Raw genomic sequence first — 15,348 nt, 5'->3', positions numbered from 1 at the left:
CCGCCATGACTGTTCCACTTTCAGAGCTTGCCCGCGAAAAGGGCATCCGGTACTTTTTGATCTCTTTTACCGACTTGTTCGGCACCCAGCGGGCCAAACTGGTGCCGACCCAGGCCATCGACGCGATAGCCGCCAGTGGTGCGGGGTTCGCGGGCTTCGCCGCCTGGATGGACATGAGCCCCGCCGACCCGGACATGTTCGCCCATCCCGATGCAGGCTCTGTGTTCCAACTGCCCTGGCAGCCGGAGGTGGCCTGGATGCCGGCGGACCTGTTCACCCCCGAAGGCACGGCGATCGCCCAGACTCCGAGGCTGGTGCTCAAGCGGGTGCTGAAACTGGCCCTGGAGCTAGGTTATCGCGTCCGTACGGGTGTCGAGTGCGAGTATTTTCTGCTGGCGGCGGACGAGGTGCAGATTGCCGACTCCCGTGATTTTCAGAGCAAACCCTGCTACGACCAGCAGGCGCTGATGCGCCGCTACGCGGTGATCTCGGAGATTTGCGACGCCATGAACGCCCTTGGGTGGGGTGCCTATCAGAACGACCACGAGGATGCCAACGGCCAGTTCGAGATGAACTGGACCTACGCCGACGCGCTGGTGACCGCCGATCGCCACGCCTTTTTCAAGTACATGGTGAAAACCGTTGCCGAGAAGCACAGCCTGCGGGCTACTTTTATGCCCAAACCGTTTATGCACCTCACCGGCAACGGCTGCCACACCCACCTCTCGGTCTGGGACAGCGAGGGCAAGGTCAACCGCTTCGACGATCCCCGGGGAGAACTGGGCCTCTCGCCGCTCGCCTATCACTTTATCGGCGGTGTGCAGCATTCGGCGGAGGCGCTGTGCGCCTTTGCCAATCCGACCGTCAATTCCTACAAACGCATCAACGCTCCCATTACCGCCTCCGGCGCCACCTGGTCGCCCAACACCATCAGCTACAGCGGCAACAACCGCACCCACGCCATCCGCATCCCCGAACCGGGCCGCTTCGAGTTGCGCCTGGCCGACGGAGCGGCCAACCCCTACTTGCTGCCCGCCGCCCTCACCGCCGTGGGCCTCGACGGCATCGCCCACCAGCGCGATGCCGGCCCGCGCCGTGACAACAACAGCTACACCAACCCTCTGCCCCCGGAGAGCGCCAAACCCCTGCCGGCCAACCTGCTCGACGCCCTGCGCGCCCTGGAGAGCGACACCGTTTTGTCCGAAGCGATGGGTGCGGATTTTGTCGCGTCTTACTTGAAGCTCAAACACCGCGAATGGCAGGATTACTGCGCCCGTGTCACTCCTTGGGAACTGGAACATACCCTCGATTGCTAGCGCAAATGCCAGGATGCTGCCCCGAACCGGCGAGATTGGCCCCCCACAGTCCGGCCTCAAAAAAGTTGCGCGCTCCGCCGGCGGGTGACACCAACAACCGGCCGGGCGAAAATAGATAGATGTGTGGAAGATTTACCCTCGCCGCTTCGCCCGAGGCAGTGGCCGCGGTCTTTGAACTGCCGGAGGCGCCCCCACTGACGCCCCGCTACAACATCGCTCCCAGCCAGCCGGTCTGTGCAGTGCGTGCTGGAGAAGCCACCCGTCGCGAGGCGGTTTTCCTGCGCTGGGGACTGATTCCCTCCTGGTCAAAAGATCCAGCCATCGGCAACCGGCTTATCAACGCCCGCGCCGAGACCCTGGCTGAAAAGCCTTCGTTTCGCGCCGCCTTCAAAGCCCGCCGGTGCCTGGTGGTGGCCGACGGGTTTTACGAGTGGCAGCGCCAGGACGGCAAAAAGCAACCGTTCTACCTGCGCCTGCGGGATGCCCGCCCTTTTGCCTTCGCCGGTCTATGGGAGCGGTGGGAGCCGGGCGAAGGCCCAACCGTCGAGACCTGCACGATTATCACCACCGCAGCCAACGCTGTGCTGGCGCCTATTCACGAGCGCATGCCGGTGATTCTGGCACCGGACGATTACGAGCGCTGGCTCGATCCCAGCCTGCACCAGGCGGATGCGCTGCTGTCGCTGCTGCGGCCTTACCCGCCCGAGGCCATGCACTCCCACCCGGTTGATATCCGGGTGGGTAACCCTGCCTATGACGATCCCCGCTGCGTCGAGCCTGTGGACTGAAGGCCAGTTTCCATCTCCAGGTGGAAGACAAATCCATCCGATTGGGGCGAGGATCGAATATCTGCTTCTTCGATTTGGGAGGTTCCATGGGCAAACGCAGACTGGCTTTTGTGTGTGCCTTGGCGCTGTCGTGTGGGCCTCTTCCCGCTTTCGCCCAGGAGTTGCCGCCCTTGCAGGCGGAGTCGCAATCCCCGATGCCGCAGGTACAAACGCCCCCCGCCGAAGATGTCGATGCCGGGCTGTTGCGCCTGACGGCCGAGTACGGCATCCGGCAGATCGCCCTGGCCCAACTGGCTATGCAGACGAGCACCAATCCGCGCGTAGTCGAGTACGCCCGCCAGGTGATTTTATTTCATACCGGCATCAACGGCAGCCTCTCAGAACTTGCCTCCCAGAAGGGCGTCACTTTGCCCCAGTCCCCAAACACGATCGCCAGCGAGGCGCGCACCAGTCTGCTCGAATTGAACGGTCGCCTCTCGGCACTCAATGGCACGCGCTTCGATGAAGCCTACCTCGATGCGATAGGGGGCGATCACCGTGCCTTTGTCGAGGCGTGTGAACGCCTCGGCGCGGCAGGAAATGATTTTAAGATCAAAGCCTTCACCACCAGCAACAAAATCAAAGTCCAGACGCAGATTGCCCAGGCTTCGGCCCTCGCCCGCACTGCAGTGCCAACCGCCGCCAAGCCCGCTCCTCGCAAGTAAGCGCAGCCCTGCGGTGCTTCGGGCGGCTAGACTGCGAATGCACAGGGTTCACTTCTGCCCAGTGGGTATCGATGGTTGAGAGGGCTCGCCGCTACGCCGTCCTGGGCACTCTGCGCATTGTCCGCTAGTCCGGGGCGCAAATGCCCCGCGTCGAAGCGCTCTACCGGCAATTGCAGTTCGTCGATGCGCGCATCCGCGCAGTCGGCAAGGTTGCCACCCGGGCCTGAGGGCGCTCGGACCGCTATTGCGCCACTACCCCAGGATCGCAGCCGTCCGGCTCACTTACAGCCGCATCTCCGAGCACGCGGCGCAATTTGCCCAGGCTATCGAGCAGTTGCTCCTTCTCAGAAGCCCCGAGCACCGCCATCAATTCGGTCAAATACTGCAGCAAACCAGGCTTAAAACGCGCGTGCAGTTCGTGGGCCTTGGGGGTAAGCCGCACACGCTTGATGCGTCGGTCGGTCGGATCATTCTCGCGCACCACTAGACCGTCGCGCTCCAGTCGGTCGACCATGCCGGTCATATTGGCTTTGGTCACCGCCAGACATTCGCCAATCTCTGAAAGCGGCATGCCGTCGCGGCCATGTTCGTAGTAATGACTCAGGATCCTCAGCACCCCCACCTGCGGCCCGGTCAGGTCGTAGCGGCTCAGATAATCGGTGATCTCTTTGTCGAGCAATGAACCGACCCGCAGCAAATTGAGCACCAGCACAAGCGGCTGGGGATGGGAGCGCTCAAAATCGTTGAGAATGCGGGCAGGCAACTGCCGGGTTTCGGCCAGTGTCATTGGTTTTTGGTTTGTACAGTTAACATATTAACAATGTACCTCGAAGCTGTGAGATTGTCCCCCACCGTTGTGAGAATTTGTAAATCGCTGTGGGCTTTTACTTGAAATCGTTGCCTGAAGACCATTTGGGTCTCGTCTTAGTTATAGTGCTCTCGGTGCATTTTCCGGTAGAGACCGAGGTCGACAAGCCCTCACCGACATTTTAATAAACACGTTGACTATTAAGATGTAGACAGCGTAGGATCAGTGTGGTCCCCAGGCCGATGGTCGCCGGAGCCAACTTTTAGAACGAGAGCAGCACTCGCATGAGTAATTCAGAGCATTCGCCCAGAGAAAATCAAGGCATTCGGGCGACCCCATCCACGGTGGCCGACCCCGAGCACGTCCCGCCCGTGGCGCCCAAAAAGCCCGCCAACTCCCGCAGCCAGTGGCTCGGCCTGGCGCTGGGTCTTGCGGTCATCGGAGGCGGCGCCTGGATATTGCACGCCCGCTCCGCCTCCGAGGCCAAGACCGAGGCTCCCGCCGCCCAGGCGGCCAAACCCCAGCCGGTGGTGACGGTGACCACCGCCACGGCGGCCTACGCGCCGATGGCGCGCAACCTCGAAGTGACCGGCTCGATTTCCGCCTGGGATCCGCTCGCCATCGGGGCGGAGGCGAGCGGCCTGCGTATCGACCAGGTGCTGGTCGAAGAGGGCGACCGCGTCCGGCGCGGCCAGACGCTGGTGGTGCTCAACGACGACATCCTCCGCGCTCAGCTCTCGCAAGCCGAGGCGCGCCTGGCGAGCGCCCGGGTAACGGTTTCCCAGCGCCGTGCGGCCCTCGCCAAGGCCCAGGCGACTGCCAACGAGGCGCGCGCCAACCTCCAGCGCTACCAGAGCCTGGGCAAGCAGGGTGCGATTTCTTCCCAGGAGGTGCTCGCCCGCGAGACCCTTGGCCAGGGTGCTCAGGCCGACCTCGATCAAGCCCAGCTGGCCATCACCTCCGCCGAGGCGAGCGCCCAAGAAAACCAGGCCCAGATTGCCCAGCTGCGCGCCCAACTGGCCCAGACGCGCATCCTGGCTCCGGACGACGGCCTGGTGGCCAAGCGCGACGCCCGTCTGGGTGAGATTGTCTCCTCCGGTAAGGTGCTTTTCACCCTCGTGCGCGACAACCGTCTGGAGCTGCGCGCCCAGGTACCTGAGATGGATTTGCCCAAAGTCACCGCCGGGCAGAGTGTGCTGGTCACCTCCGACGCCGACCGGCAGATCGTCGTCACCGGCAGGGTGCGCCAGATCACCCCCCAAATCGATGAGCGCACCCGTCTGGGTGTCGTGCGCATCGACGTACCCTCGGTGAGCGGCCTGCGCCCCGGCATGTTCGTGCGCGGCCAGGTGCGCCTGGGGTCGCAAAAGGCGCTTTTGGTGCCTGCCCAGGCGGTCCTCAGCGGCGAAGACAGCTCCCAGGTCTTCGTGCTGGTGGGCGAGCAGGCCCGTACCCGCACGGTCAGCGCCGGAGCGCGCAATGGCGACAGCGTCGAAATCAAAAGCGGTCTGAAGCCCGGCGAACGGGTGATCGTCGCCGGGGCCGGCTACCTCAAAGACGGCGATTACGTCCGCCTGCCCAAGTAGAGCCATACACCCGTAGGGAATTTGTCGGATGAACTGGAACATTTCTGCCTGGTCGATCCGCAACCCGGTGCCGACCATCGTGCTCTTTCTCGTGCTCACCGTGGCCGGGATCGTCTCGTTTTTCTCGCTGGGCATCGACGAGAACCCGAATATCGACGTGCCGGTGGTGGCGGTGACCGTCACCCAGACCGGGGCGGCGCCGCAGGAACTGGAGACCCAGGTCACCCGCAAAGTCGAAGATTCGGTGGCGGGGGTGGGCAACGTCGAGCACATCATCTCGACGGTCAACGACGGGGTCTCCAACACGACCATCCGCTTTGTGCTGGGCACCAACACCGACCGGGCGGTCAACGACGTGCGCGACGCGGTCACCAAGATTCGCCAGCAACTGCCCCAGGGGATCAACGAGCCCATCATCCAGCGCATCGATTTTTCGGGCGGGCCGTTTATCTCCTATACGATTTCCGCCGACAAGCGCTCGGCGGTCGAATTGAGCTGGCTGGTCGACAACGACATCGCCCGCTCGCTGCTTTCGGTACCGGGCGTCTCCCAGGTGCAGCGCTCAGGCGGCGTGGACCGCGAAATCCGCATCAACCTCGACCCCAACCGCCTGCAGGCGCTGGGGGTGACCGCCGATCAGGTCAATGCCCAGATTCGTTCGCTCAACATCGATCTTCCGGGCGGCCGGGGCGAAGTCGGCCCCTCCGAGCAGGCCATCCGCACCCTCGGCAGTGCCCCCACCATCGAGCGTCTGCGCTCCACGCAAATTGCGCTCCCGAACGGTACCCTCGCCCGCCTCGACACGATCGGCACCGTCACCGACGGCCCGGCTGAGCAACGGCAGCTGGCCTTCTTAAACGGCAAACCGGCGGTCTCCTTCTCGGTGATCCGCTCCACCGGCAGCAACCTGGTGGATGTCGAAAAAGGGGTCGAAAAGAAAGTCGAGGAGTTGCGCAAGTCCATGCCGGGTGACATCCGCATTCAGATGATCCGCACCACCGCCGATTTTGTCCACATGTCCTACGACGCATCGATCGAAGCGCTGCTGTTGGGGGCGGGCCTCGCGGTGGTGGTCATCTGGTTTTTCCTGCGCGACTGGCGCTCGACTTTTATCGCGGGCCTCGCCATGCCGCTGTCGGCCATCCCGACTTTTGCGGTGATGAAAGTGGCGGGCTTCACGCTCAACAACATGTCGCTGTTGGCGTTGGCGCTGGTGGTGGGCATTCTCGTCGATGACGCCATCGTCGAAATCGAAAACATCGTCCGCCACATCGGCATGGGCAAGCGTCCCTTCCAGGCGGCCCTCGATGCGGCGGACGAAATCGGCCTGGCGGTGGTGGCCACCACGATGACGATCGTGGTCGTCTTTGTGCCGGTGGCCTTCATGGGCGGCATTCCGGGGCAGTTCTTCCGCCAGTTCGGCTGGACGGTGGCGGCGGCGGTGCTCTTCTCGCTGGTGGTGGCGCGCATGGCCACCCCGCTGATGGCCGCCTACTTGATGAAACCATTGCCCCACGCCGAAGAAAAAGGCCGGCTGGTGCGCACCTACGACCGGGTATTGGGCTGGGCGCTCGCCCACCGGGTCTGGACGCTGGTGTTCGCCGTCGCCTTTTTTGCCGGCAGCGTCGCCCTGATTCCGCTTTTGCCCACCTCGCTCATCGGAGCGGTCGATCGGGGGGAGACGGTGCTGAGTGTCGATTTGCCGCCGGGCTCTTCTTTGCAGGACACCCGCCGCAAGGTCGACCAGATTACCCGGATTGTCCAGGCCCGCCCCGAAGTTACCAAGATCTTTGCCTCGGTGGGCACCCCCAGCACCCAGGGCAGCTACAGCGCCGGGGAAGTCAACAAAGCGAGCCTTTACATCGTGCTCAAGCCGCGCGAGGAGCGTTCGATCAGCCAGGAACAATTCGAAGCGCAGATTCGTGAACCGCTCAAGCAGGTGGCCGGGGTGCGCATCACCACCGCCGGTACCGGTGTCAGCGGCGGCAAACCGATGCAGATTGTGCTCACCGGCGACGACCCGGTGACCCTCAACCGGGCCGCCGACGCCCTCACCAACCAGATGCGCTCCCAGCCGGGCCTCATCGACGTCACTTCCAGTGCGGCCCTCCTGAGGCCCGAGATCCTGGTGCGGCCCGATTTTGCCCGCGCCGCCGATCAAGGCGTCTCGGTGCAGTCGATCGCCCGCACGGCCCTGATCGCCACCCTGGGCGACATCGACGCCAATCTGGCCAAGTTCAACCTCTCCGACCGTCAGATCAATATTCGCGTCCAGCTCGATCCGGCTTTTCGCGCCGATCTGGCTACGGTCGAGAACCTGCGGGTGGTGGGCAACAACGGCCTGGTGCCCCTCAAGTCGGTGGCGGATATCTCCGTGGGTAGCGGGGCTGCGCAAATCGACCGCTACGACCGCGCCCGCAAAGTCTCGATCGAGGCGAATCTTGCCCCCGGTACCGAACTGGGGACGGCGCTGAGGACCGTGCGCAAGCTGTCCGCCTTCATGAACTTGCCCGCAGGGGTCAAAGAGCAGCCGGCCGGCGACTCCGAGATCCAGCGCGATGTGTTTAGCGGCTTTATGTACGCGATTGCCGCCGCCGTGCTGCTCATTTACGCGGTGCTGGTGCTGCTATTTGGCGGTTTCCTCCAGCCGCTGACGATCATGATGTCGCTGCCTCTGTCGCTGGGTGGAGCGTTTATCGGGCTGTTGTTCTTCGGCAAGTCCCTGGGGCTCTACGCGCTGATCGGCATCATCATGCTGATGGGTCTGGTCACCAAGAATGCCATCTTGCTGGTCGAATACTGCCTGATGGCTATGAAGGAGGGCCGCCCCCGCTTGGAGGCGCTGATGAGCGCCGGTGAAGCGCGCATGCGGCCCATCTTGATGACCACGATCGCCATGATCGCGGGCATGATGCCCATCGCCCTGGGCATCGGCGCGGGCTCGGAGGTGCGCTCCCCCATGGCCGTGGCCGTGGTCGGAGGTCTGATCACCTCGACCCTGCTCACGCTGGTGATCATCCCGGTGGTCTTCACCTACGTCGATGACCTGCAGAACTGGCTTTTGGGCAATTTCCGCCGCGCACCGCGCGAGCTTTCGGAAGCCTACCGCACCCCCACCGTGCCGGTGCCCTCCCAGCAGCAGGAATAACCTTTCACCAGGATCGAACCTGCCCGGCGCCGCCAAAGCGCCGGGCATTTTTATCGGTCCTGCTTTTGAAGTTCGTCGAGCAACTGCCGGATGCGGGCGGAATCCTCGGCTCCAGGAGCGCTCCTCAGGTAATTTTCGAGATCCGCACGCGCCGCGGTGGGGTGTCCCAGCCGGTAGTGCAGAATCCCCCGGTCCCGCCACTCGGCGGGCGTGTTTGGGAAGATCACCAGAAGCCGCTCGACGGTGCCAAGGGCCGACTGCCAGTCGGAGCGCACCCAGTAGGCAAATTTGAGGTTCGTGAGCATCCGCGCTAGAAAACGCCGGGCGCCCACCGCCTCGAAAAAAGCCGGATGCAACTCCAGGCGTCGGCCGTAAATACGTTCCAGGCGTTCCCCGCAGTCCTCGCGAAAGAGAATTTCACCCCGATGAAAGGCATCGATGTGGATCTCCATATCGGAGCGGTCGGGACGGATCAAAAAGTGTCCCGGCATACTCACCCCCACCATCGGAAAGTCCACCCGCCGGGCAATCTCTAGATACACCAGCGCCAGGGTAATCGGAATCCCCGTGCGGCGGTCGATCACCTCGTTGAGAAAGCTGTTGCGCGGATCGTAGTACTCTTCTTCGTTGCCCCGAAAGCCCAGATCGTCGTAGAGATAGCGGTTGATGCCCTGCAGCATGCGCAGCGGATAGCGCTCGCCCTCGATGCGCTCGCGCACCTCCTCAGCCATCGTATCGAGGGCGTTGAGGTACTCCTCGACATCGAGTCCGGGATAGGCTTCCAGGGCAATATAGAGCGCTGCTTCCGCCAGGTCTATTTGCACCTCGGGCTGCTGCAGCACCCGGATAAAACGTTGTCGCGCCGACGATTGCTCCATGGCCTCAGCGTGACACGCGCCCCGACTTTGGTCAAAAAGACTTACGCGTCGAAGGGAAGTTCCTCAAGGCCGGCGATGGCGATGGCCAGCGCTTCGAGTTCGTGTTCGTCGGGCGCATCCCGGGCACTGCTGTCCAGGACGCTCGCCAGTTGAGCCAGGCTCGCGCGCACCCGGTCGGCTACCGGGCTGTTGCGCGGCAGACGCTCTGCGGAACTGCGCGCCTCGGCCACCAGCGGTACCAGTTGGTTGACCAGTTCTTCAAGACGCGCCCAGCGCAGGGCCGCCTCCTGCACCCGGCCGCTCTGGAAGCGAATGAGATCTTCTTGTTTTTGGAGGCGCTCTTCGAGGGCCGCCAGGGTGCCGCGGTGCGAACTGTCGAGATCTTCGGCCACCACTTCGAGGGCCGGCACCCGCCGCGAACGGGTCAGGTAGGGCAGCGCCTGTTGCAGCATCGAGGCGGTGATCCCGCCGCCTCTGTGGCACTGGTTGAGCCGCGCTGCGATCACCGCCCAGCTCAAGTGGTCGTTCTGGTACCACTTGACGATCAGGTCGTTGTTTTTGCGGATAAATTGCTGGAGTTGCCTGTCTTGGCTGGGCGAGGGTATCATGGCGGCCCTTTCGCATGCGAGTACATCACCCTTACCACGAAATACCTGTGGAAACACTGAATGTAGATTTTTTTAATCTTTCGCCTTTATCGGTAGCGCGTCGGTTGATCGGGTGCGCGGTAGTGCGCGTCCTGGCAGGCGAGCGCCTGAGCGGCCGGATTGTCGAGACTGAAGCCTACGGCGGCCTGCGCGATCCTTCCTGCTATGTCGTGCGGCGCGACGAGCGCATCTGGTCTTTGCTGTCGGGACCGCCCGGAGTCCTCTATTTGCACCGCGCCTATCGGCATTGGCTATTAAACATCACCTGCGACGCGGTAGGCGAACCGGCCTGCGTGCTTATCCGCGCCCTGGAGCCCACCGGCGGCGAGGAGCGCATGCGGCAGCTGCGCCGGGGCGCGCGGGATCTGACCAACGGTCCGGCCCGCCTGGTGGAGGCTCTGGCCATCGATTCCGCCTGGGAGGCGAGCGCCCTGCCGCGAGCGGAATTCTGGCTGGAGGCGGGCGAGCCGGTGCCCGAGGAGCAGGTGCTCAACACGGTGCGCATTGGTCTGACCCGCGGCAAGGACTTGCCCTGGCGCTTCGCTGTGCGGGATAGCCCCTGGGTGTCCCGGTCGGTGGAAGCGGTACTCTCTGAAGCATCGCTCTCTGCCGGTCTCTAGCGTGTTGATTGCGCCACCGGTAAGCGCTCCAGTTCGCGGCGATCCCACTGGGCCAGATCGGCGGCAGCCTCGTAGGTGCTCTGCAAGAAAGCAAGAAGCGTCCCTTCCGGGTCGTCCGCCTGGCGCACCGCTTCGTAGGGCAGGAGAAATTCGCCCATCTGGGCGCTGTAAAAGGCGGCTTCCGGTTGCACCGAATACTGCTCGAACCCGTCCGGCTTTGGGTAGGCGTAGGCATAAAACACCGCCTCCACCGAGGCGTTGCCGGGCCAGAAGCCACAGCTGCTCACTTCGTGCGAATAGGCCTCCCGGGTGACCCAATCGGCCATGTTCGGCACCCCGCCCGGGTGCTGGGGGGCACGGCGTCCGGAGAAACGGGTTACCGCCAGATCGAAGCTGCCCCAAAAAAAATGCACAGGGCTGGACTTGCCGATAAATCGCGAGCGAAAAGCGTTCATGACCCGATCGGCCTGCACCAGAATGCGCCAGAAGCGCTGGACGGACTGCGGATCGTAGGCCGCGTGCTTGCGATCCGCCTCGAAGGGAATCGGTTCGGCCACCTCCTGGGGCATCGTCCAGATGCGCACTTCGATACCCATGGCCTTGAGCGTCTCCAGCAACTCTGCATAAAAATCGGCCACGGAGCGGGGGGCAAGCGGGATCGTTCTGTGGATACCGTCGCTGGTGTCGATGCGCAGACGGTGATCGAGAAAGTCAAAAGCGATCTCAAAAGTGAACGTACCGTAAGGAATCGACGCGGTAGTCAACCCCCGTGGCGTGACGTACAGGGTGGATTGCCACCAGTGATTGAGCCGGGGCGAGAGCGCCAGACGGATCTTGCCCACGATCTGGGTCCAAAGATGCAGAGTTGCGTAAGTATCCTGCCACTGCGCAAAAGGCAAAGCCGGCCAGGCGTCGGTGGCGGTACTAGAAACGGGAACCGTCATCTTCTTCAAAGCCTCCGTTTGAAATGGACTCAAGAGCTGTCGCGCGCATCGCTTCCCCATTGTCCAGCTTCCGGAGGCAGCCTCCTGCTGAAAGTAGCGATGCAAGGTCGCAGCGGTGCTCAAAGGCAAAAAAGGCGCCGGAACGGACCTCCCGGCGCCACTCACCATCTGGATGGTTACTCGGGCACGGCGGTGCGCACGCGGGCAGTGCCGACGTTGAAGCCGCCCTGGAAGTCAGAGATCCCGAAGGCCCCGTTGAGAGCCTCGGCAGCATCGCCGGTCAAATTCACGCGGACATCTCTGAGGGTGACGATTTGCTCAGAGACGGCAGGTGCAGAGGTCAACCCAAGGTTAAACAGCCGCACCCGGCCGACCAGTTCGTCGTTGACAGTCACCAGCCCTGTCAACACCGGTTGGGTACCCAGCGTCGAGATCGAAAAGTCGCTGAGTTCGACCACTGTGCCACCGGCACTGAGCGACAGTCCGCCCCGGTGAATAATCTCGGCTTTGATCGTGCCGAGGTCAATGGCGCCGCCGATGACCGCAAACGACGCGACCCCCTGTTCACTAAGCGTCGCGTCGCGCAGGGTGCCCGCCTGTACACCCAGGCTGGTCAGGGCACCCAAAAAGTCGCTGCTCAACTGCACCGAGGTGGTGCCGCCAATCAGCGCCTCGGTCGGAGCGGCAAGGGCCGGGGTAGCCAGTCCCAATGCCGCCGCTACCGTCAGGGCTCCAGCCAAGTGCTGGATGCGTAAGCTCTGCAGAATTCGCATTTGTATCTCCTTATTTTGTCAGCAAGTAACGCTGCCTGACCTGACATCAGACGGGCCGAAACAGCACTGCACGCTTCCACAGCGTATTCTCGGGGTGTTAAGGAAAGAATATGAAACGAACATGAAATAATAATCATTAAACTGTAAAAGATTACGTATTTCTATTTGTGAGTGGCTGCCGTCGGCTGCTTTCGGGCGCTCGGCCAGGTGCAACAGGTTGCGGCGGCAGTGCCCGAATACAAGCCCCGGGAGCTTTTGCTCCCGGGGCTTATAGCAGTCGAAGTCGCTTGAAGAAGGTTAGCGGCCTGGCCGGACCACCACCTCGGGCAAGTCGTAGACCACTTCTTCGGCTGCTGCCACACCGGGCAGGGTCAGCAGCTTCACCTGACGGGCCACAAATAATCCAGTCATCAGCAAACCGCCGGTAATGAGCAGGTGCAAGAAAAACTCGATGCGGACGGGTTGTCTTTCCATAGGTCGGATTTCGCCTCGCGAACGTGAGATGACTCTATCAGATTTATGCGTAGCGACTCAAGTCTTTTGACAAGAAATGGAGCAAGTTATCGGGGGATAGAGCTTGCTCCGGCAGGTCGAAGGGCTGGGTTGGCAGGTTTTAGAAAGGGATGTCGTCGTCGGCGACGGCGGCGGCTACGGGGGGCCGAGCCGAAGGCGCAGGACGGCGGGCCGTCGGGGCGGCGGTTTTGCGTTCGGCGGCTGGGGGGTGCTGTTTGGTTGTTGCGGGCGGGACTGAGGCTGGAGCCGGAGTGGCTGGGGCAGCGGGAATGGCCACAGCGTGGACGCGCCGGGCGATCACCTCGACGTGGCGCTCCTTGGTGCCGTCCTCGCGGGCGCGCGATTCGCTGTGCAGGCGGCCCTCGACGATCACCGCGTCCCCCTGGTGGAAATTGGTGTGGAACTCCTCGGCGGCGGTGGCGAAGAGGACGACCCGGACGGTGTAGTCGGCTTCGTCGGCTTTGAGGGTCGTAAAACTCAGCACCACCGAGGCCTGGGCCAGGCCATCCTGGGTGTGGCGCAGTTGCGGGGCGGAGTGCAGCGTGCCCAGAAGCGCAATCGTATTCATAGGATGGCCTCGTGATTAGAAAGATTCAGGTTCGTCCGGACGAGCGGCGCGACCGAGCAGTTCGAGCTGGTCGACTTTGATCACGGGCCGCTCACGCGCTTGCTGGGTGGTGCGGTCACTCCAGCGGTTGAAGGCGAGGGCACCGCTGATACCGATGAGCGAACCCTTGCGCACGTACTCACTGGCAATCTCGGCGGTCTTGCCCCAGATTTCGAGATCGGACCAGTCGGGCTGGTCTTCTTGTTCGCCCTTGCGCCGGATGCGGTTGACCGCCAGGGTCACTGTGCAAAGCACGTTGCCGGACTCGAAATAGCGCACTTCGGGATCGCGGCCGGCCCGGCCGACAAGATGGACCTGATTGAGCAATGCCATGGGCGTGTCCCACCTGAATGGGACCATTGTACACAATATTTGGGTCGCTTGTCCATATGTGCGTTCGACGGATTTCGCCCCATTCCCAATCGATGAATTTAGGCAAGTCCGACCAGTCCGGCGCTTAGATCCCACAGGCGGCGGGCTTTGTCCTCGTCGCTCGCCTCAGTGGAGACGTCCTGGATAAAGGACTTGCCATCTTTTTTCTGGCGATTTCCCCAGCTCCAGTAGACTCCAGAGCGGCTGTAGGCGGGGTCATCTACCAGGGCGGCAACCCGGCCACCTGCCTCCGCTTCGGAGACGAACCCACCGGTGACGTATTTTTGAAACACCGGAAAGAGGATTTGAAACAAACGGGGCGATTCGCGAAACAGGCCGGAAGTCGCCACGCAGCCAGGGTAAAGGGCGCTGAAGGTGATTTTGTGGGAAGTGTGGAAGCGCCTGTGCAACTCGCGCATGGTGAGCAAGTTGCAGACTTTGCTGTCTTTGTAGGCTTTGACGGGGTTGTACGCCTTGCCGTCGATCATCGTGTGGGGGGCTTTGAAGCCTTGCTCCAGCCCGCGCAGATCCCCCAGGTCGGGTCTGGGGGGGATGCTGCCGCCCAGTTCCTTGGGGTTGTGGGTAACCGTTCCGAGGATGACCAGCCGCGGCTCGGCGGCGGGGGAATTTTGGAGATCTTCAAGCAACAGATTGCACAGCAAAAAATGGCCGAGGTGGTTGGTGCCGACGCTCAGCTCAAAGCCGTCGGCGGTGTAGCGCGGCTCGCGGGCGGTGGGCGTGTACACCGCCGCGTTGCACACCAGTGCGTCGAGGGGCTGTCCGAGCGCCCGAAAATCCTGGACGAACCGGCGCACACTCGCCAGCGAAGCAAGATCAAGATGCACAATCGTGTAGCTTTGCGGGCGCATTCCTAGGCTGGCGGCGGCGTTTTGGGCTTTGGCTTTATCTCGGCAGGCCATCACCACGTGCCAGCGCCCGCTTTGGGCGAGGGAATCGGCCGCGTGCAGGCCGACTCCTGAGGATGCGCCTGTGATGATTACCGTCTGTTCAGCCACGCTCTATCCTCCTTGTTCGATCGCGCCCCGGCGATGGGGCAGGCGGGGTGGGCCGGTCCTGGCGGCCAGTGAACCCCAACGTGCAGCATTCATTTTGAGGCCGAGGCCGGTGGTGTCAAGCGAGCGGCAAAGCCGAGGTGTTGCCAGGCCACATCGTTAGGCGAGCAGCGCCAGTGGTCTGTGTGTGCGGCGATCTGTCCTTGGGTGTCGAGATCCAGCTCGCTCCAGCCGTCGATGACGATGTGCGGCTTCCAGGGTAAAGGGGCCTGCCAGCTAAGGGTCCAGGTTGTGACGATCCGTGTTTGCTGGCGCTCGATGCTGTGCAGCTCCAGGCGGATTGGCTGGAACCAGCGGTGCATCCAGCCGATCATCCGGCGGTAGCGCTCGATGCCCCGGAAGCTGTTGAGCGGGTCTTTGAAGTAGACGTCATTTGCGTATATGGCGTAGGTCTGATCTTCGGGGAAGCGCTGGTAGTCCGCTTTGAGAATTTCTAGAATATCCATGGCCAGCCCCATCAAGTTTTGTGTCGATCCTATCGCCTGTGCCGCCGGTGCGGCATTGGGCCGGTTAACCAAAGACTTTGATGCAACGCTTTGTCAAATGACACCTGGCGGTTGGTTTGGCACGA

The 15,348-nt window shown here is 62.7% G+C and carries 16 protein-coding genes; 6 read left to right on the top strand and 10 right to left on the bottom strand.

Features of this window, described 5'->3' with window-relative positions; translation table 11 throughout:
* The first annotated feature begins 5 nt into the window (after positions 1-5).
* The 3 genes from glnT (at position 6) to GLL_RS12905 (ending at position 2,808) form a co-directional block, all read left to right on the top strand.
* The gene (gene glnT / locus GLL_RS12915) at positions 6-1,316 is read left to right on the top strand and encodes a type III glutamate--ammonia ligase (protein WP_011142494.1); all 1,311 of its coding nucleotides are present in this window, start codon (positions 6-8) and stop codon (positions 1,314-1,316) included.
* A gap of 119 nt (positions 1,317-1,435) precedes the next feature.
* The gene (locus GLL_RS12910) at positions 1,436-2,104 is read left to right on the top strand and encodes an SOS response-associated peptidase (RefSeq protein ID WP_011142493.1); all 669 of its coding nucleotides are present in this window, start codon (positions 1,436-1,438) and stop codon (positions 2,102-2,104) included.
* An 86-nt stretch (positions 2,105-2,190) separates the two neighbouring features.
* Positions 2,191-2,808: a DUF4142 domain-containing protein gene (locus GLL_RS12905; protein ID WP_164929029.1), complete on the top strand. Its 618-nt coding sequence runs from the start codon at positions 2,191-2,193 to the stop codon at positions 2,806-2,808.
* A 241-nt stretch (positions 2,809-3,049) separates the two neighbouring features.
* On the opposite strand, the gene GLL_RS12900 is transcribed toward GLL_RS12905, so the two are convergent.
* Positions 3,050-3,595: a MarR family winged helix-turn-helix transcriptional regulator gene (locus GLL_RS12900; RefSeq protein ID WP_011142491.1), complete on the bottom strand. Its 546-nt coding sequence runs from the start codon at positions 3,593-3,595 to the stop codon at positions 3,050-3,052.
* 305 nt (positions 3,596-3,900) lie between these two features.
* Between GLL_RS12900 and GLL_RS12895 the strand changes: the two genes are divergently transcribed.
* Positions 3,901-5,202, top strand: a complete 1,302-nt coding sequence (locus GLL_RS12895) for an efflux RND transporter periplasmic adaptor subunit (RefSeq protein WP_011142490.1) — start codon at positions 3,901-3,903, stop codon at positions 5,200-5,202.
* A gap of 28 nt (positions 5,203-5,230) precedes the next feature.
* Entirely contained in the window at positions 5,231-8,350 is a 3,120-nt protein-coding gene (locus tag GLL_RS12890; RefSeq protein WP_011142489.1) for an efflux RND transporter permease subunit, read from the top strand.
* A 50-nt stretch (positions 8,351-8,400) separates the two neighbouring features.
* On the opposite strand, the gene GLL_RS12885 is transcribed toward GLL_RS12890, so the two are convergent.
* Together GLL_RS12885 and GLL_RS12880 are read right to left on the bottom strand one after the other, a co-directional pair.
* Positions 8,401-9,228, bottom strand: a complete 828-nt coding sequence (locus GLL_RS12885) for a SirB1 family protein (protein ID WP_011142488.1) — start codon at positions 9,226-9,228, stop codon at positions 8,401-8,403.
* Positions 9,229-9,269: 41 nt separating this feature from the next.
* Entirely contained in the window at positions 9,270-9,836 is a 567-nt protein-coding gene (locus GLL_RS12880) for a hypothetical protein (protein WP_164929028.1), read from the bottom strand.
* Between the two features lie 14 nt (positions 9,837-9,850).
* Here GLL_RS12880 and GLL_RS12875 point away from each other — a divergent pair, with 14 nt between their 5' ends.
* The gene (locus tag GLL_RS12875; protein ID WP_011142486.1) at positions 9,851-10,495 is read left to right on the top strand and encodes a DNA-3-methyladenine glycosylase; all 645 of its coding nucleotides are present in this window, start codon (positions 9,851-9,853) and stop codon (positions 10,493-10,495) included.
* Here the strand turns inward: GLL_RS12875 and GLL_RS12870 are convergent.
* From GLL_RS12870 to GLL_RS12840, 7 genes are all read right to left on the bottom strand, one after another.
* On the bottom strand, positions 10,492-11,439 hold the full coding sequence (locus GLL_RS12870; RefSeq protein ID WP_164929027.1) for a DUF5996 family protein: 948 nt from the start codon (positions 11,437-11,439) through the stop codon (positions 10,492-10,494). The two genes, GLL_RS12875 and GLL_RS12870, sit on opposite strands and share 4 nt — an antisense overlap.
* A 176-nt stretch (positions 11,440-11,615) precedes the next feature.
* A complete protein-coding gene (locus tag GLL_RS12865) occupies positions 11,616-12,212 on the bottom strand; it encodes a hypothetical protein (protein ID WP_011142484.1) in 597 nt (198 codons plus the stop codon).
* Positions 12,213-12,509: 297 nt separating this feature from the next.
* On the bottom strand, positions 12,510-12,686 hold the full coding sequence (locus tag GLL_RS12860; protein ID WP_164929026.1) for a hypothetical protein: 177 nt from the start codon (positions 12,684-12,686) through the stop codon (positions 12,510-12,512).
* Positions 12,687-12,825: 139 nt separating this feature from the next.
* The gene (locus GLL_RS12855; protein ID WP_011142483.1) at positions 12,826-13,293 is read right to left on the bottom strand and encodes a single-stranded DNA-binding protein; all 468 of its coding nucleotides are present in this window, start codon (positions 13,291-13,293) and stop codon (positions 12,826-12,828) included.
* A gap of 15 nt (positions 13,294-13,308) precedes the next feature.
* On the bottom strand, positions 13,309-13,665 hold the full coding sequence (locus GLL_RS12850) for a single-stranded DNA-binding protein (protein ID WP_011142482.1): 357 nt from the start codon (positions 13,663-13,665) through the stop codon (positions 13,309-13,311).
* A 98-nt stretch (positions 13,666-13,763) separates the two neighbouring features.
* The gene (locus GLL_RS12845; protein ID WP_011142481.1) at positions 13,764-14,720 is read right to left on the bottom strand and encodes a protochlorophyllide reductase; all 957 of its coding nucleotides are present in this window, start codon (positions 14,718-14,720) and stop codon (positions 13,764-13,766) included.
* A gap of 89 nt (positions 14,721-14,809) precedes the next feature.
* Positions 14,810-15,223 carry a DUF2358 domain-containing protein gene (locus GLL_RS12840; protein WP_164929025.1) on the bottom strand — a complete coding sequence of 138 codons (414 nt, stop codon included), beginning with the start codon at positions 15,221-15,223 and terminating at the stop codon, positions 14,810-14,812.
* Positions 15,224-15,348: the final 125 nt, after the last annotated feature.

It is taken from the genome of Gloeobacter violaceus PCC 7421, from assembly GCF_000011385.1.
Classification (GTDB): Bacteria; Cyanobacteriota; Cyanobacteriia; order Gloeobacterales; family Gloeobacteraceae; genus Gloeobacter; species Gloeobacter violaceus.
This window is presented reverse-complemented; position numbering and strand designations above follow the sequence as displayed.